This window comes from Streptococcus mitis, assembly GCF_000722755.1.
In the GTDB taxonomy this organism is placed as follows: domain Bacteria; phylum Bacillota; class Bacilli; order Lactobacillales; family Streptococcaceae; genus Streptococcus; species Streptococcus mitis_CM.
On record NZ_JPFY01000012.1, the window covers coordinates 104221 to 122032 of the forward strand.

The 17812-nt window shown below is 38.8% G+C and carries 17 protein-coding genes, 1 tRNA gene and 1 pseudogene; 5 read left to right on the forward strand and 14 right to left on the reverse strand.

The features are described 5' to 3' along the window. Positions 1–50 precede the first annotated feature (50 nt). The 14 genes and pseudogenes from vex3 to cshA all read right to left on the reverse strand — a co-directional run bounded on the left by vex3 (position 51) and on the right by cshA (position 11788). Entirely contained in the window at positions 51–1430 is a 1380-nt protein-coding gene (vex3, locus tag SK578_RS02830; RefSeq protein WP_042750397.1) for an ABC transporter permease subunit Vex3, read from the reverse strand. 55 nt (positions 1431–1485) lie between these two features. Beyond that, positions 1486–2133, reverse strand: a complete 648-nt coding sequence (gene vex2, locus SK578_RS02835) for an ABC transporter ATP-binding subunit Vex2 (protein WP_000173751.1) — start codon at positions 2131–2133, stop codon at positions 1486–1488. Between the two features lie 12 nt (positions 2134–2145). After that, complete coding sequence (locus SK578_RS02840) at positions 2146–3423, reverse strand: ABC transporter permease (RefSeq protein WP_042750400.1); 1278 nt, start codon at positions 3421–3423, stop codon at positions 2146–2148. Positions 3424–3601: 178 nt separating this feature from the next. Then, positions 3602–3916 carry a hypothetical protein gene (locus tag SK578_RS02845; protein WP_042750402.1) on the reverse strand — a complete coding sequence of 105 codons (315 nt, stop codon included), beginning with the start codon at positions 3914–3916 and terminating at the stop codon, positions 3602–3604. After that, on the reverse strand, positions 3910–4326 hold the full coding sequence (locus tag SK578_RS02850) for a hypothetical protein (RefSeq protein ID WP_042750403.1): 417 nt from the start codon (positions 4324–4326) through the stop codon (positions 3910–3912). The genes SK578_RS02845 and SK578_RS02850 overlap by 7 nt, the downstream gene beginning before the upstream one ends. After that, positions 4314–5576: a Tle-like phospholipase domain-containing protein gene (locus SK578_RS02855; RefSeq protein ID WP_042750405.1), complete on the reverse strand. Its 1263-nt coding sequence runs from the start codon at positions 5574–5576 to the stop codon at positions 4314–4316. The genes SK578_RS02850 and SK578_RS02855 overlap by 13 nt, the downstream gene beginning before the upstream one ends. Then, positions 5566–6282 carry a hypothetical protein gene (locus SK578_RS02860; protein WP_042750407.1) on the reverse strand — a complete coding sequence of 239 codons (717 nt, stop codon included), beginning with the start codon at positions 6280–6282 and terminating at the stop codon, positions 5566–5568. Before SK578_RS02860 ends, SK578_RS02855 begins: the two co-directional genes overlap by 11 nt. A gap of 167 nt (positions 6283–6449) precedes the next feature. Then, on the reverse strand, positions 6450–7127 hold the full coding sequence (locus SK578_RS02865; protein WP_042750409.1) for a hypothetical protein: 678 nt from the start codon (positions 7125–7127) through the stop codon (positions 6450–6452). A gap of 172 nt (positions 7128–7299) precedes the next feature. Then, positions 7300–7962 (reverse strand): hypothetical protein, encoded by a 663-nt coding sequence (locus SK578_RS02870; RefSeq protein WP_042750411.1) that lies wholly within the window; start codon positions 7960–7962, stop codon positions 7300–7302. Positions 7963–8134: 172 nt separating this feature from the next. Further along, positions 8135–8398 (reverse strand): annotated as a pseudogene (locus SK578_RS11410) (hypothetical protein); the annotation flags it as partial. Between the two features lie 30 nt (positions 8399–8428). Continuing rightward, positions 8429–8514: transfer RNA gene (locus SK578_RS02875), tRNA-Leu, on the reverse strand. Positions 8515–8594: 80 nt separating this feature from the next. After that, positions 8595–9170, reverse strand: coding sequence for a cysteine hydrolase family protein (locus SK578_RS02880; RefSeq protein WP_042750413.1), 576 nt, complete (start codon positions 9168–9170; stop codon positions 8595–8597). After that, positions 9170–9958, reverse strand: a complete 789-nt coding sequence (codY, locus tag SK578_RS02885) for a GTP-sensing pleiotropic transcriptional regulator CodY (protein ID WP_000940721.1) — start codon at positions 9956–9958, stop codon at positions 9170–9172. Before codY ends, SK578_RS02880 begins: the two co-directional genes overlap by 1 nt. 255 nt (positions 9959–10213) lie before the next feature. After that, on the reverse strand, positions 10214–11788 hold the full coding sequence (cshA, locus tag SK578_RS02890; protein ID WP_042750416.1) for a degradosome RNA helicase CshA: 1575 nt from the start codon (positions 11786–11788) through the stop codon (positions 10214–10216). A 329-nt stretch (positions 11789–12117) separates the two neighbouring features. Here cshA and SK578_RS02895 point away from each other — a divergent pair, with 329 nt between their 5' ends. From SK578_RS02895 to SK578_RS02915, 5 genes are all read left to right on the forward strand, one after another. Beyond that, on the forward strand, positions 12118–13434 hold the full coding sequence (locus tag SK578_RS02895; RefSeq protein ID WP_033682109.1) for an FAD-containing oxidoreductase: 1317 nt from the start codon (positions 12118–12120) through the stop codon (positions 13432–13434). Positions 13435–13532: 98 nt separating this feature from the next. Next, positions 13533–14876: a lipid II isoglutaminyl synthase subunit MurT gene (gene murT, locus SK578_RS02900; protein ID WP_042750419.1), complete on the forward strand. Its 1344-nt coding sequence runs from the start codon at positions 13533–13535 to the stop codon at positions 14874–14876. Then, positions 14876–15658: a lipid II isoglutaminyl synthase subunit GatD gene (gatD, locus tag SK578_RS02905; protein ID WP_042750421.1), complete on the forward strand. Its 783-nt coding sequence runs from the start codon at positions 14876–14878 to the stop codon at positions 15656–15658. The genes murT and gatD overlap by 1 nt, the downstream gene beginning before the upstream one ends. A gap of 127 nt (positions 15659–15785) precedes the next feature. Further along, positions 15786–16868, forward strand: coding sequence for a M24 family metallopeptidase (locus SK578_RS02910; protein ID WP_042750423.1), 1083 nt, complete (start codon positions 15786–15788; stop codon positions 16866–16868). A 12-nt stretch (positions 16869–16880) separates the two neighbouring features. Beyond that, positions 16881–17780, forward strand: coding sequence for a hypothetical protein (locus SK578_RS02915; RefSeq protein WP_042750425.1), 900 nt, complete (start codon positions 16881–16883; stop codon positions 17778–17780). Positions 17781–17812: the final 32 nt, after the last annotated feature.

Consider the following 17812-nt stretch of genomic DNA (forward strand, 5'->3'; position numbering starts at 1 on the left):
AATGCTACCTATATTATACCCCATTTAGAGGAGAATAGGTAGCAAGTTTGTTATTCGCTATCCAGCAAGAGTTCTTTTGGTTGTTTTCTAAGGAGATTGCTTGAAGCAAGCGCCATAACGAGAACCACTAGAACCAAGGCAAGGACAAAGACGATGATAAAGTCCGATGTCTGAATAGAAATATCTAGGCTCGACAAGGTCTTGCTAAAGCCATCTACTTCTGCACCACCACCAAGGTTAGAGGCTTGAGCAGCCTTGCTGGCTTGCTTGGCAACACCTGAAGTGACATTGGCAAGAACAGTATTTCCAATCGCACGAGCTGTGTAGTTAGCTAAGAAATAAGCAGAAACAAGAGCAGGGATGGCAATCAAGATGGATTCTGTGATAAATTGACCCAAGATACTTGCCTGCTTAAGACCGATAGAGAGGAGAATTCCCACTTCCTTGCGACGGGCATTGATCCAAAGGCTGAGTAAGAGGGCAAGGAGAAGGACTGAGAAACTCAAGCTACCCCAGAAGAGGAGATTGGCCATCTTGTACATACCAGAGATGGATTGCTCAAGAGCTGGGTAGTTAGATGAGCTCTTAACGAGTGTATAGCTCTTCCAGTTGATACCACTGATACCATTCAACTCTTTCATAACATCATCCAAGTTCTTGTCCGCTGTTACAAAGAAGGTTGCGTCCCCATAAATAGCTGTGTCTTCTGTGTATCCATAAAGTTTTGCAGCAGTGTGAATGTCTGTGATAGCTGTATTTTCATAGAGTTCTTGTGAGTAGGTTACTGCTGACTTATTATGACCATCAAAGAGTCCCTTGATTGTCACTTCGACTGTTTCCTTGGCACCTTTTTCATTGTCTGCATCGTAGATATTAGAGTCTAGTTTAACCTTGTCCCCTACTTTCCAGCCGTGTTTGGCTGCCAAGTCCTTGTGCAGGAGGATCTTGTCCTTGTCGTCGTTGTTTAAGTGCTCACCTTCGACCAGCTTATAAGAACCAGAGACAAACTTGTCTTCTTTAGAAGAGTCATTGACACCTGTAATCATCAAGCTACTTCCAAAATGTTTGGCACGGTCAGGAGTCAGATTTTTCTTGGTTTCTGGCGTTTCGATGAGTTCATAGCCAGTCAAATCTCCGATAGCGTTGATGCGTTTAACATAAGACTCAATGGCCTTGTTTTCGGTGATTTTTTTGATATCTTCACCCTTGATATTCCCAGCACCACGTGGCGTTCCTTGATTGACGCGACGATTGATTTGCATGGAGAAGCTGTTGGTGATATTTTTAAAGGTCTCCTGAGAAGCCTTGGCAGTAGCTCCCTTGATCGACAAGCCGACCAAACTCAAGCTCGCCATGAGGAGAATAATCAGGAAGATGACAATCGATTTGAAAAACTTCCTTGTAACATAGGCAAATGCATTGTGTAACATAGATTCCCTTTCTAGATGTTGTTCTATTTTATAGTTCTAACAGAAAAAGCTCATATTATTTCGTCGTATTGCGAGTTTCAGTCAGTTTCTTATCTTTCAACTCAAGTGTAATATCTGACGCTTGTGCCACTTCTTTGCTGTGGGTGACGACGATGACACATTTACCTGTTTTCTGGGCAAGTGATTTGAGCAGTTCGACAATATCTCCAGCAGTTTTAGGGTCCAGATTTCCCGTTGGCTCATCCGCTAGAATAACTGGAGCTTCTGATACCAAACTACGAGCAATGGCAACACGTTGCTGTTGACCACCTGATAACTGGAGAACATTCCGCTTGATCTGACTTTCATCTAAACCAAGCTCAAGAAGTGTATCCTTACTTGCCTTTTTATTGACCAAGCGGATATTTTCCAGTGGAGAAAGATAATCTATCAAGTTATAATTTTGGAAGACCAGGGAAATATGGTGCATGCGATGGTAGGAATAGCCCTTCTTACGAATGTCCTCTCCTTGAAAAAGGATAGAACCCTCAACAGGACTATCTAGACCAGCAAGTAGGGACAAGAGTGTGGATTTTCCTGCTCCTGACTCACCAATAATACTGTAAAATTTCCCGGGTTCAAAATTATAATTGATCTGATATAGGACTGCTTCAGCAGTGTTCTTATAACGGTAGGTAACATCTTGTAATTGTAATAAAGTCATGATTTCTCCTTCTTAACTAATAGATGATAAAATTTCTTTAGGCGATTTTCTAAATAAGAATAGGAAACAAAGGGCTACAGATAAGCAACTAAGCAGAACTAGAAAAACATAGGATTCTGCAAAAGATAATAAACTACTTGATAGACCACTTGCTTTGGCTAGCGTGTCTTGTAAGACTGCCTGATCTCCACTTGCTAGTAGGGTTTGGAGTAGGTAAGTTGTGATTGCGTTGCCTGCAGCAAATGCTGGAAGCAAAGCACCGATAGATACCAGAATTACCTCTAAACAGAATTGTAGGAAGATCGAGCTCTTTCCTTTTCCAAGTGCCAATAAAATTCCCACTTCGTAGACCCTTTCTCTCAACCAGAGAGACAAAACAAGAATTAAGGCCCCTGCTCCTGCTATCAACATCCCATAAAGGAAGATGGTCAGAAAGGTTTGGAAAGTAGCAACTGAGTCTTTAATTTGTTCAAAAGCCTTGTTTTCCTTTTCGACTTGATAGCCTTGATTTTCCAAAGCCAAGTTTTCTACCTGCTTCATGAGTCCGTCCATTTCCTTAGGATTTTCTACATAGAAGCGAGCTGCACTGACTAGAGATTCACCATTTCCCAAAAGGCTTTGGCTACTTTCATAGTCTGTAAAGACTTGGTTTTCACTGAAGTCAGAAGACAAGCCTGTAAATTTCTCTTGTTTTTTACCAGAAAAGATGCCGACAATCTCAAACTCCACTGTTTGCCCTTTGCCAGCTTCTGACTGACCAGCATCTAAGGCAATCTTGTCATGAAGGGAAAGACTATTCTTCTTAGCCAACTCTTCGTGGATGAGAATTTTCTTGGAATCCCTTTTTTGAAGATGTCGCCCTTCTTTTAAGTTGAAAGCCGAGCTGGTAAAGGTGACATCCTTAGATGAATCCTCAAGAGCTGTTAAGCTAACCAGGTTTCTGTCCGCAGCTGACAAATCATCACGCTCCACGCTCTGCTCTCCACTCACTGCTTCCTTGTCTTTTAGTTTTGCGACCGTCTCGAGTTCAGGAGAAACAGTTTCCAGTCCCTTAATCTTGCTTACAGATGCTAGGTCTGACAACTTGAATGTCTGACCATTTTCTATCTTCTTAATAGAAAAAGAGGTATTGAGTGATTTGTAAAGATTGGTTTCAACTGTTTTGTTGGACTTCATCAGAGTCAAACAGGCTGAAATTCCAGCCAATAGGACCAATAAAATCAGAAATAAAATAAAACTTCTCAGTCGTTTTCTGCTGACATAAGCCCAAGCTCTTTGGATTGGATTCATTTGTCACCTCCATATTTGTAAGACTATTATAAAACCCAAATATGAAATGTTTATGAAATACAAAAAAAGAGCAAAAATTTTTTGCTCTACTTGAATTAGATGAAAACAAAAGGCTCTATTATATTTGAAAAAATATTTGCAAGGAGAAGTCGCGAAGGAACATGTTATGGTCAAAGCACTATTTTTTCTTTTTCGGATTTAAATCTTCAAAAGAGTTACTATTTTTACTAACAGCCTCGCTAATTGCTTTTTGTCCTAAACCATTAATTGAGCTATCCATTTGTGCTGCTAAAGTCGTTACAGCTGTCTTATTTGTCATAGCAAGAATCCCTATCTCCTCATCGTACTTATCTACAATATCCTTTCTACCTGATATTATCGGAGGAGCGCAAAATGCTTTGATAGCTGCTCTTTCCAATGTTTTTTTGATTTCTCGTCTGGCTGATTCTGACATGGGGCCAATCAAAGCATCTATGACTAAATCCACTAGCATTTTTTCTGCTCCCTTTCTAACTCATATAGTTCTCTTCTTCGACTATAACTCTCTTCTAACTCTTTTTCTAAGCGAGAACGCTCTTTTCGGTACTGAGTCTGCAATTCTTCATCTTTTGCCTCTATTTTAGCATATTGACGAAAATACTCACTCCTGGTCTCAACTGTATAAGATTCTAAGAGTATCAGAAATTGGTGGCGCTCTCTCTCATCTCCAGAATTCTTTTTACCAAAATCATAAGCAATGTTTTCAAATTCCTCATATAATCTGGTCAACTGAGAGCGATTATCATCCAAATTTTCATAAGATTCTTCTATTTTCTTCTTAGCAGTTCTATAGTCATCCTCCAAGGACAAAAGACCATCTTCTTGCTTATTTATTTTAATTTGAATTTCTTCTAGTTTGTCCATTGATTAATATCCCTTGCCAAGCTTTCATCTCCTTCAACTGCTTGTTCAACACCCTTCTGAATATTCGTTTCCAGATCCGTAAAGGCTTTTACAATCGCAGCTGATTTACTTACTTTTTTATCAAAATGTCTTTGAGTCTCCCCCACAATACTATCATAAGTTACCCCAGCTTCTGCATAGACATTCTCTATCTCATCATAAGTTAATTCTGTGACGAACCAAGGAACTTCCTTACTTTTATCGAAGAGTGTTTCAGCATCCGCAACTGCTTTTTTCGCCACTACCTCAATCTCACTGTGTCCGTTGCTGACACTCTCTGTCATTGCTGTCGCAACAGCTGTTGCTTGGACGCTGTCCAAGAAAAACATCTCATGGCTACTTATACTACCATCGGATAAAAATTGAGTATTCAACTGCTTTAGAAGTCCGTTTTTGACACCTTGTAATTTCTTCAGGGTCTCATAGTTCTTCTTTTCAAGTTCAGTCATCTTCTCTGGGCTCTGTTTTTCCAAAATATCCTTGATTTGGTTAATTTGATTTTTATCACCCGTAATATCTGGATCAAGGCTGTGTCCACCAGAATTTTCAAGGAGATAATCCTCTCCCAAGTATACACCTAAAAAAGGCTTTGAGATATTGTTAAGAAAGTCATCTTGAGTCCGGATTCGTACTACTTGACCTGTGAATGTCTTTTGTTTATTGATTATCTTCTCCCTTGCCGAATCCCACGGAGTCAGATAATCTATGATTTTATCTTCAGATTTGATAAGACCTTCTAAGTAGAGAGGCGCTGAGTTATATACCACAGTACGGGGAGCGTTATACTCTAAGGCCACCCTCTGAGCGATGTTCCCTCCTAAAGAATGTCCAGTTAGAGTAATATTATCCCCATATCTCTGTCGAATCCTTTCGTAAAATGTGAAAGCTTCATCATAATGAAAACCGAGCGCCATAGCTATACTACCGACATCTGTCGCTATATCTTTTCTGAAATCCCCATTAGGATTCGTTCCCGTATAGGCTATAATCACCTCTCCACTGTCCTTATCTAGGAAGGCTGTACCACTTGTACCGGAGGACTTATCATGAAAATCATCTAGATATTGGAGGTTGGGAGGGAGTTTTTTCTTAGAGTACTTTTCTACATATTGAATTACATTATTGTCAGTTGCTCCCTGATTAACTCGCACATTCTCAAATTCATAAGTTAAATTAGAAGCATCTAAGGTTGGCACATTACTATTTGGCATCTATCTTCTCCATACTCTTACTTTTTCCTGTTATAAGTTCTGAATGAGATATATTTTCTCCGTCAAAAACCACAGGATAACCGTATTCATAGCCAATAGTTGCAGAGTGGTCTGCACTAATAAAAAGGTCTAACGACTCACTTGTTCGTATATGGAAGTAATCCTGAATAATTTTACTATTTACATTTTTATAAGTAATAGAAGCATCACCAGTCTCCCAATTATAGTACGTTTTTTTGAGTTCCAATTGAGACAAAATTGCTTTATTTAGTTCTAACTTTTGAAATAAAAACCCATCATAAAACAAATCATCTTTAGAAACTTCTGGATTCAAAAATTCCAATCCTTTTTTAGTGTACACAATACGGCTTTCTAAAAGCACTTTTTCTTCATAAGGATTACCTTGAGCTTCTATTCTTTTAAAATTGCCAGTTATTTCTTTTGTTTCTGCGTTTCCTACGAGTTCAATCTTCTGGTAACGAGAATAGTCCTTCGTCTCATCGTAAGTATCAATACTTCTAATCTCAAATCCTTCCGGAAATTGCTTAAACAAGTCAAAGAGATTTTCAGTTGGATATACACGACTAACCTCAGAGACTTTGTTCTCAATCCATGCTCGACTGTTCTTATTTTCTCCACATCCTGCCAATCCTATCATTATCAATCCTCCTAAAAGTACCATTGTGAGAAAAGTGTGTTTTTTCATAACCTTCTCCTTATTTACAATATTCAATAAAATAGCTAACCGTCATTCCCTTATAGTATACCATAAAAGCAACAATTCCTTGCATTCTCAAATTCATAAGCCAGGTTCGCTGCATCTAGGGTGGCAATACCACTATTCGCTGTATCCTTTTTACTCATACTTCTCTCCTAATTCGATACTCTCTCCTCAAAATAATAGCCATCATTAAAATCAACAGTAACAGAATAGTAATAAAAGTCATCTAACCTCAAAGAACTACCAAATCCTAGCACTGTTTCATCTTGTTGCTGTTTATTAAAATATTGGTTAATCGTTGTGTTTTTAATAATATAATCTATATCAAAAGAACCATTGTTTCCATTAAAATGTTTGTTTTTTAATGATAATTTGCTTAAAAATCCTTTATCTATACCAAGTTTTTGAAACAAGAAACCATCAAACTTCCATATTTTTTTAGCGGTTTCTTCATCAGAAAAAATAAATTTATTGGCTACATATTGAACACTTACTACCACTTCATCGCTCTTTGGTGCATCATCCTTCGCTGGAATTTTAACAAGAGTACCTGTTATTGTATGCGATGTTGCATCACCTGTCAGCTTAATTTCCGTGATGAAATCGTCAATTCCATCACTTTTCTTTTTAAAATAGACCTGCTCAATCTCAAAACCTTCCGGAAATTGCTTAAACAAGTCAAAGAGATTCTCGGTTGGATAGACGCGACTAACCTCAGATACTTTGTTTTCAATCCATTCTCGACTGTTTTTATTTTCTCCACATCCTGTTAATCCTATCATGATCAATCCTCCTAAAAGTACCATTGTGAGAAATACGCGTTTTTTCATAACCTTCTCCTTATTTATGATATTCAACAAAATAGCTAACCATAATTCCCTTATAGTATACCATAAAAGAAACATTTCCTTGTATCTTACTCAAATTCGTAAGTCAGATTAGACGCATCTAAAGTTGGAATTCCACTATTCACATATTTTTTATCTACCATTTAATTTCCCCTTAATTCGATACCGTTTCTATGAATGTATAAACATTATCGTAGTTGATAGTTATTGAATAATAGAAATAATCATCGTTTCGGTATGAACTTCCAAAACCTAATGTTGCTTGTTCATTTTCATCTTTTTTAAAATACTGATTGATAGTTTGATTCCGAACTAAATAATCAATATCAAATGCTCCATTATTGCCATTATAACTCTTGGATTTCATAGACATTGAAGATAGAAATGAGTAATCAATTGTTAACTTTTGAAATAAAAATCCATCAAAAGGCCATAGTTCTTTCGCCTTCTTCTCATCAGAAAAGATAAACTTCCCATCAACATAATCTACTTTTATAGTTTCTTCTGGCTTTTCAGTAATATCTTCAGAAGCACGTGTCTTAGTTAGAACTCCAGAAATCGTTTGATTGCTACTATCCCCTTGTAAAGTGATTTCAATAAGATAGGTTCCACGTTTTATATACACTTGATTTACTTTAAACCCCTCCGGAAATTGCTTAAACAAGTCAAACAGATCCTCGGTTGGATAGACTCGACTGACTTCAGAGACTTTATTCTCAATCCATTCTCGGCTGTTCTTATTTTCTCCACATCCTGTTAATCCTATCATGATCAATCCTCCTAAAAGTGCCATTGTGAGAAATACGCGTTTTTTCATAACCTTCTCCTTATTTATAATATTCAATAAAATAGCTAACCGTCATTCCCTTATAGTATACCATAAAAGCAACAATTCCTTTCATCTTGTTCAAATTCGTAAGTCAGATTAGACGCATATAAAGTAGCGATCCCACTACTCACAATTTTTTTATCTACCATTTATGTTCCCCTTAATTCGATACCGTTTCTATAAATGTATAAACATTATCATAGTGAACAGTTATTGAATAATAGTAATAATCGTCGTTTCGGTATGAGCTTCCAAAACCTAATGTTGCTTGTTCATTTTCATCTTTTTTAAAATACTGATTGATAGTTTGATTCCGAACCAAATAATCAATATCAAATGCTCCGTTATTGCCATTATAACTCTTGGATTTCATAGACATTGAAGATAGAAAAGAGTGATTAATTGTTAACTTTTGAAATAAAAAAAGAGCTAGCCTAAGCTAACTCTTATCCTATGCGGAGAGAGGGACTTGAACCCTCACGACCTAAAGCGGTCACAGGATCCTTAGTCCTGCGCGTCTGCCAATTCCGCCATCCCCGCGTCGATTACTTTACTAGTATATCAACTTTTGGGATTCTTGTCAACACTTTTTTTCAATTTTTTTCATTTCATCAACCAAATTACTCAGAAATTTCATTTAGATTTTCATCTACTAACTTAGCTCCAAGTGTGTTTTTGAAATGACCTAGGGCAAATTGATGATTTTCAGGCCAGATGGAAGCAACGGCTGGTTTAACAATCTCGATATCATATCCTAGATTATAGGCATCTATAGCTGTATGCAGGACACAGATATCCGTCAAGACTCCTGTTAAGATAACTGTTGAAATTCTACGCTCTCTCAAGCGGATATCCAGGTCAGTCCCTGAAAATGCTGAATAATGGCGTTTATCCATCCAAAAGACACGACTGTCTGAACCATGCTCCTGATAAAAGGTTCCCAAATCTCCGTATAAATTACGCCCACTAGTCCCAATCAAATTGTGAGGAGGAAATAATTTGCTTTCTGGATGGAAACAATCGTTTTCTTCATGAGCATCAATGGTAAAGAAGATGTAATCTCCTCTTTCAAAAGCTAATCGAGTTACCTTGCTGATGGCATCCGAAATTGCCTGAGCTGGAGCTCCTGCTGTCAATTTTCCACTATCAGCAACAAAATCTTCTGTATAATCAATCGAAATCAAAGCCTTAGTCATTAGTAATCTCTTTTCTTCACTTCTTCAAAAATATCTGAAATCAAGACCTTAAGATAGGTTCCCTTCATTCCAAGTGAGCGACTTTCAATAATCCCTGCCGACTCAAGTTTACGAAGGGCATTGACAATCACAGAGCGAGTGATTCCGATACGATCTGCAATCACTGACGCAGTCAACTGCCCTTCATTTCCATTTAATTCCCCTAAAATTGCTGAAACAGCACGGAGTTCGGAGTAAGAAAGGGTATTAACCGCCATGGTAACAGCAGTACGGCGACGAATATTTTTCTCATCTTCTTCACGTTGGAAATTAAGGAGTTGAATCCCAACAACGGTACTCGCAATCTCAACAAGGATCAAGTCCTCATCTTCGAATTTTTTATCATTTCGCCAAATAATCAAAGAACCAAGGCGAATCCCTGATACATGAATCGGTGCAATGGTCGTCAAACCATCTGGAAAGTCGGCACGACTTTCCACAGGGAAAATACTCAAATCATGATCAACTGTCAGATTGGCTTCTGTATCGTAAATCATGTTCGCACCTTGAATGTAGTCATCTGGGAAAATCTTAGTTTGGAAGAATTGCTCTACACGATCTGTATTGGTTTTGTAACGCATAAAATAGCCAAGGAGACGTCCCTTGCTATTGACGATACAGGCGTTACAGTCAATAATATCTGCCAATTGACGGGTAATCGCATTGTAGGGAAGTTCTTCCTGCAACTGCTCGTCTGAGCGCTTCAGGATAGAAGTAATTTTTCTAGTTTTTTCTAATAAATGTGCCATTTTTCACCTCGAATTTAATCGCTATCATTATAACATAAACAGCTTGAATTTTCAATTATTATCTGAAAATTGCTTATTTAATTGCAATTTAAAAAAACAAGAATATTTTTAATTAAATTGCTTCTTTTCTATTGACAAGCCCCCTATTTTTGTGTATTATAATATTATAAGAAGATAATATATCTATTTTATTTATCTTTCTTTTCCATTCGGTCTCCTTATATAAAAAAGCGATTCATTTTGAACCGCTTTTTCTTATTTATCGCCCTTGTTACGAATAACAAAGCCTGTTTGCTTTTCGCTTGAAGTATTGCGTGGTTTTTTATTATCCTTACGGTAACGTTTTTCCTTATCAAAACGATCATTGCCACGACTTCCTTTTTTGAAATCATCACGAGGACCATTGCCACGGCGATCACGGTCTCGACGGTCGTCCCCACGACGGCCTCCACGACCTCCCTTAGCTTTACCACCGAAGCCATTACCTGATGGTTTAAATGGCAGTGGTTTTTCACGTGCAATCTCCACTTCAGGAAGACTATCTGGGTCTTGAACAGTCAGACTCAAGATATACATTGCCAATTCTTCTGGAGTAAATTCGGCAACTAGCTTACGAGCATCTTTACCAAATTTCTCAAAGTTGGCACGGATAGTCTCATCTGCAAAATCACGTTCAATTTTCTTGAGAGCTACGTGTTTTTTAGCTTGGAAGGCTTCTTCTGCACTTGCAGGTTTGAGACCTTTCATACGTTTCTTAGTCAAGTTTTCAATGATTTGAAGGTAGCCCATTTCATTTGGTGAAACGAAAGTAATAGACTGACCTGACTTACCAGCACGACCTGTACGACCGATACGGTGAACATAACTTTCAGGATCTTGTGGAATATCGTAGTTATAGACATGGGTCACACCTGAAATATCCAACCCACGCGCTGCAACGTCTGTCGCAACCAAAACATCAAGATTGCCATTTTTAAAGTCACGAAGGACACGAAGACGTTTGTTTTGGTCTAGGTCTCCATGAATTCCTTCTGCACGGAAGCCACGGATTTTCAAACCACGAGTCAATTCATCTACACGGCGTTTTGTACGACCAAATACGATAGCAAGTTCTGGCTGTTCCACATCCATGAGACGAGTCATGGTATCAAATTTTTCTTGTTCTTTAACACGGATATAGTATTGATCAACCAATTCTGTTGTCAATTCCTTAGCCGCAATCTTGACATGCTCAGGTTCTTTCATAAACTGAACACCGATACGTTTTATGGCATCTGGCATAGTTGCTGAGAAAAGTAAGGTTTGACGGCTTTCAGGGACACGGGAGATGATAGCTTCAATGTCTTCAAGGAAGCCCATGTTGAGCATTTCATCCGCTTCGTCAAGGATAAGAGTTTCAATATCTTGTAATTTCAAGGCCTTGCGTTTAATCAAGTCCAAAAGGCGACCTGGAGTTCCCACCACGATATGGGCACCAGATTTAAGAGCCTTAATTTGTTTTTCAATGCTTGATCCGCCATATACTGAGCGGACTTTGACTCCTTTACTACGACCAAAGCGGAAGAGTTCTTCTTGACTTTGGACAGCTAGTTCACGAGTTGGAGCGATGACCAAGGCTTGGATAGTCGCTTCTTCTGTACGGATTTTTTCAAGGGTAGGCAAGCCAAAGGCTGCAGTTTTTCCTGTACCAGTCTGAGCTTGACCGATAACGTCCTTGCCTTCAAGAGCCAAGGGAATAGTTTGTTCTTGGATAGGACTAGCTTCTACAAAACCAGCTTTTTCAATCTCTGCTAGCAAATCAGCAGACAAGTTTAATTCATTAAATTTCACGTTATTCTTCTTTCTAAAGGTGGTGCGAAGCCACCCTATAGGGCTTAGTTTATACTTTTCTTTTTATGACGTATTTTCATATACTGGATATAAAATCGTGTTGCTTCTTTTCCACAAAAGAAAAGTACTGTTTTCTTTGCAACCTATCTAGTATAACACAAGAGAGAAGCAAAAGATAGCCTAATCCTTCGATAATGTTATGTAAACGATTTTTCTGAGAAAATGAGGCTATAATTTCCACTATTTCATAAACTTTTTTAAAGCGTAGCAGAATTGTGCAAAAGTTTTTTTCTTGTGCTAGAATGAAAATCGAATAGGAGGAACTCTAAATGTTAACTTATGATTTAATCGTTATCGGATTTGGTAAAGCTGGTAAAACACTAGCTGGTAAATTGGCTTCAGCTGGCAAAAAAGTTGCCCTCGTTGAACGTAGCAAAGCTATGTACGGTGGAACTTGTATCAACATCGGATGTATCCCAACTAAAACTTTGCTAGTTGCTGCTGAGAAAGACTTGTCTTTTGAAGAAGTGATTGCTACCAAAAACACTATCACTGGTCGCCTTAACGGTAAAAACTATGCGACTGTTGCTGGTACAGGTGTGGATATCTTTGATGCGGAAGCTCACTTCCTTTCAAATAAAGTCATCGAAATCCAAGCTGGTGATGAAAAGAAAGAACTGACCGCTGAAACAATCGTCATCAACACTGGTGCTGTTTCAAATGTCTTGCCAATCCCTGGACTTGCTACAAGCAAGAACGTCTTTGACTCAACAGGTATCCAAAACTTGGACAAATTGCCTGAAAAACTTGGAGTCCTTGGTGGCGGAAATATCGGTCTTGAATTTGCTGGCCTTTACAATAAACTAGGAAGCAAGGTTACAGTCCTAGATGCCTTGGATACATTCCTACCTCGTGCAGAACCTTCAATCGCAGCACTTGCTAAGCAATACATGGAAGAAGACGGTATTGAATTGCTTCAAAACATCCGTACCACTGAAATTAAAAACGACGGTGACCAAGTGCTTGTCGTAACTGAAAACGAAACTTACCGTTTCGATGCCCTTCTCTACGCAACCGGACGCAAACCAAATGTAGAACCACTTCAACTTGAAAATACAGATATTGAACTAACTGAACGTGGTGCTATTAAAGTGGACAAACATTGTCAAACAAACGTTCCTGGTGTCTTTGCAGTTGGAGATGTCAACGGTGGACTTCAATTTACTTACATTTCACTTGATGACTTCCGTGTTGTTTACAGCTACCTTGCTGGAGATGGCAGCTACACACTTGAAGATCGTCTCAATGTACCAAACACCATGTTTATCACACCTGCCCTTTCACAAGTTGGTTTGACTGAAAGCCAAGCAGCTGATTTGAAACTTCCATACGCCGTTAAGGAAATCCCTGTTGCAGCAATGCCTCGTGGTCACGTAAACGGAGACCTTCGCGGAGCTTTCAAAGCTGTTGTTAATACTGAAACAAAAGAAATTCTTGGAGCAAGCATCTTCTCAGAAGGATCTCAAGAAATCATCAACATCATCACTGTTGCTATGGACAACAAGATTCCTTACACTTACTTCACAAAACAAATTTTCACTCACCCAACCTTGGCTGAGAACTTGAATGACTTGTTTGCGATTTAAGTTGAGATTTAATCATATCGAACAGCTCTCCTTGGGCTGTTTTTATTTCTGCGAAATCTCAAATCTGTCTTTTCCTTCTTTTATGATATAATAGAAACATGAAATTAAAAACTACTTTGGGCCTTCTTGCCGGGCGTTCTTCCCACTTCATTTTAAGCCGTCTTGGCCGAGGGAGTACGCTTCCAGGAAAAGTCGCCCTTCAATTTGATAAAGATATTTTACAAAACCTAGCTAAGAACTACGAGATTGTCGTGATCACTGGAACCAACGGAAAAACCTTGACAACTGCCCTCACTGTCGGCATTTTAAAAGAGGTTTATGGTCAAGTTCTGACCAATCCAAGCGGTGCCAACATGATTACAGGGATTGCGACAACTTTCCTGACTGCCAAATCTTCTAAAACTGGAAAAAACATTGCAGTATTAGAAATCGACGAGGCCAGTCTATCTCGTATCTGTGACTATATCCAGCCAAGCTTATTTGTCATCACCAATATCTTCCGTGACCAGATGGACCGCTATGGTGAGATTTACACAACTTACAAGATGATTTTGGATGCTATTCGTAAAGTGCCTACGGCTACTGTTCTCCTTAATGGAGACAGTCCACTTTTCTACAAGCCAGCTATTCCAAATCCTGTACAGTATTTTGGTTTTGACTTAGAAAAAGGACCCGCTCGAGAAACTCACTACAATACAGAAGGAATTCTCTGCCCTGACTGCCAAGGCATCCTCAAATATGAGCACAATACCTATGCAAACTTGGGTGCCTATATCTGTGAAGGCTGTGGATGTAAACGTCCTGATCTCGACTATCGCTTGACAGAACTAGTTGAGTTGACCAACAATCGCTCTCGCTTTGTCATTGACGGACAAGAATACGGTATTCAAATCGGTGGACTCTACAATATCTACAACGCCCTAGCAGCGGTTGCCATCGCCCGTTTCCTCGGCGCAGATTCACAACTCATCAAGCAAGGATTTGATAAGAGCCGTGCTGTCTTTGGACGCCAAGAAACCTTCCATATCGGTGACAAGGAATGCACCCTTGTTTTGATTAAAAATCCTGTCGGTGCAACTCAGGCGATTGAAATGATTAAGCTAGCTCCTTATCCATTTAGCCTATCTGTTCTCCTAAATGCCAACTATGCAGATGGAATTGATACCAGCTGGATCTGGGATGCTGATTTTGAACAAATCACTGAGATGGATATTCCAGAAATTAACGCTGGCGGTGTTCGTCATTCTGAAATCGCACGTCGCCTCCGAGTGACAGGCTATCCAGCTGAGAAAATCACTGAAATAAGTAGTCTGGAACAAGTTCTTAAGACCATTGAAAACCAAGACTGCAAGCATGCTTATATTCTGGCAACTTATACTGCTATGCTTGAATTCCGCGAACTGCTGGCTAGTCGTCAGATTGTTAGAAAGGAGATGAACTAATGGTTTATACTTCACTTTCCTCAAAAGATGGCAATTACCCCTATCAGCTCAACATTGCCCACCTCTACGGAAACCTCATGAATACCTATGGGGACAATGGAAACATCCTCATGCTCAAGTATGTTGCTGAAAAATTGGGAGCCTATGTGACAGTTGACATCGTTTCACTTCATGATGATTTTGATGAAAACCACTACGACATTACCTTTTTCGGTGGCGGTCAGGACTTTGAACAAAGTATTATTGCAGACGACCTACCTGCTAAAAAAGAGAGCATTGACAACTACATCCAAAACGACGGTGTGGTTCTGGCTATCTGCGGTGGTTTCCAACTATTGGGGCAATATTATGTTGAAGCTTCAGGGAGACGCATCGAAGGGCTAGGTGTCATGGGCCACTACACCCTCAACCAGACCAATAACCGTTTTATCGGTGATATCAAAATTCATAATGAAGATTTCAATGAAACCTACTATGGATTTGAGAATCATCAGGGCCGTACCTTCCTCTCAGATGATCAAAAACCACTGGGACAGGTTGTCTATGGAAATGGAAATAACGAGGAAAAAGTCGGCGAAGGGGTTCATTATAAGAATGTCTTTGGTTCCTACTTCCACGGGCCTATCCTCTCTCGTAATGCCAATCTGGCATATCGCCTAGTCACTACCGCCCTCAAGAAGAAATATGGTCAGGACATCCAACTCCCTGCCTATGAGGACATTCTCAGCCAAGAAATCGCTGAGGAATACAGCGACGTGAAAAGCAAGGCAGACTTTTCTTAAACAAAGGAAAATGATATCAAAGAACTCCGTTATCTTGTCGGAGTTCTTTTTGTCTTTTCTTTAACCCTTCTCCCTTGCATTTTCTCTCATTTTTTGCCAAAATAGAGGGGTAGAAAGAAGGTAGCATATGTCTAAATTACAACAAATCGTAACATATCTTGAATCAGAAAAACTAGACGTCGCTGTCGTATCTGACCCCGTCACAATCAATTACCTCACTGGCTTTTACAGTGATCCCCATGAACGCCAAATGTTCCTTTTTGTCCTAGCGGATCAGGAACCCCTCCTCTTTGTCCCAGCCCTTGAAGTTGAGCGTGCAAGCAGCACTGTTTCCTTCCCAGTTGTGGGCTATGTGGATTCTGAAAATCCATGGCAAAAAATGAAACATGCTCTTCCACAGCTTGATTTCAAACGTGTCGCTGTTGAGTTTGACAATCTCATCTTGACCAAATACCATGGCTTGAAAACAGTTTTTGAAACTGCTGAGTTTGACAACCTCACTCCTCGTATCCAACGCATGCGCCTCGTCAAATCAGCTGACGAAGTGCAAAAAATGATGGTTGCAGGTCTCTATGCGGACAAAGCTGTTAAGGTTGGTTTTGACAATATTTCTCTTGATAAGACTGAAACAGATATCATCGCCCAAATTGACTTTGCCATGAAACGTGAAGGCTATGAAATGAGTTTTGATACCATGGTCTTGACCGGTGATAATGCTGCAAATCCACACGGCATTCCAGCAGCTAATAAGGTTGAAAATGATGCTCTTCTCCTCTTTGACCTCGGTGTTCTGGTCAATGGCTATGCGTCAGATATGACTCGTACAGTCGCTGTTGGTAAACCTGACCTATTCAAGAAAGACATTTACAACTTGACTCTTGAAGCCCAACAAGCTGCTCTTGACTTTATCAAACCAGGTGTGACTGCCCATGAAGTGGACCGCGCTGCCCGTGAGGTCATCGAAAAAGCTGCTTACGGCGAGTACTTCAACCACCGTCTTGGTCACGGTATCGGTATGGATGTCCACGAATTCCCCTCTATCATGGAAGGAAACGACATGGTCATCGAAGAAGGCATGTGCTTCTCTGTTGAACCAGGTATCTATATCCCTGGTAAAGTCGGTGTCCGTATCGAAGACTGCGGTGTTGTTACCAAGGATGGCTTCGACCTCTTTACAAGCACCAGCAAAGACTTGCTTTATTTTGATTAATGGTATTATCTTATGTTAAATGATCTCTTTAAATTTGTAGATAATGTTACTAATGAAACTTCTAAAGTCGTAAATGATATCGTTAATGAATCTTCAAAGGTTGTAAATAATATTGCAAATGAATCCTCAAAAGTTGTAAATGATATTGCAAACGAGACTGCAAAAGCCGTGAAAATAGTTGTAGATGAAACTTCCAAAATAACGACCAATACTGTAGATGGAGCTGTTTGTATTGCCAATAATACTATGACAGGAATTTCTAATTTTATAAGTGTACCTGGTAAAGTTGTAAATTTAATGTTTGAAATACACTCATGGAATAATCAAGAGCGTCTTGAAAAGAAACAAGACGAAGAACGTAGACAAACTTTATCCATTCAATTCCCTGAATTCTTAAATCAAGAAGAGTTTAATAGAATAATTCATGAAGAAGCTAATCAAATTATTCGAATTAAAAAAATAGAAATTAATCAAGCTTTAATTAATTTTGAGGTGTATTCAATTAGTAGGATTTCAACTTGGTTTTTTACTTTAGATTATAATGATTATGGAAGTTTAACGGGGAAAGTTAGAATTTCAAGAGATAATACTGACTCAAGTATCCCTAAAAATATTAGTTTGCGAATTTCTGAGCGACTTAATGCCATTTTAAAAAATCAGTATATCCTTTCACCTGACGATTATGATATTTTACTTACAAAAGAACCTACAGACGTAAAAGAGATTTTTGAAAATTTTGGATTTCATAATGTAACATTACTTGAAGAAAGATATGAAAAATTACCTCATTTTATTAAGAATTACAAAATACATAGCATTACAATAGGAAATTGTAAATATTTTGATAAAGATTCCTATTTTGATAGTAATTCTTCTGTTATGATTTCCTATTATCTACAAGAAAACCAATAATAAAAACGTAAAGTTAGCAGAAAAATCATTAC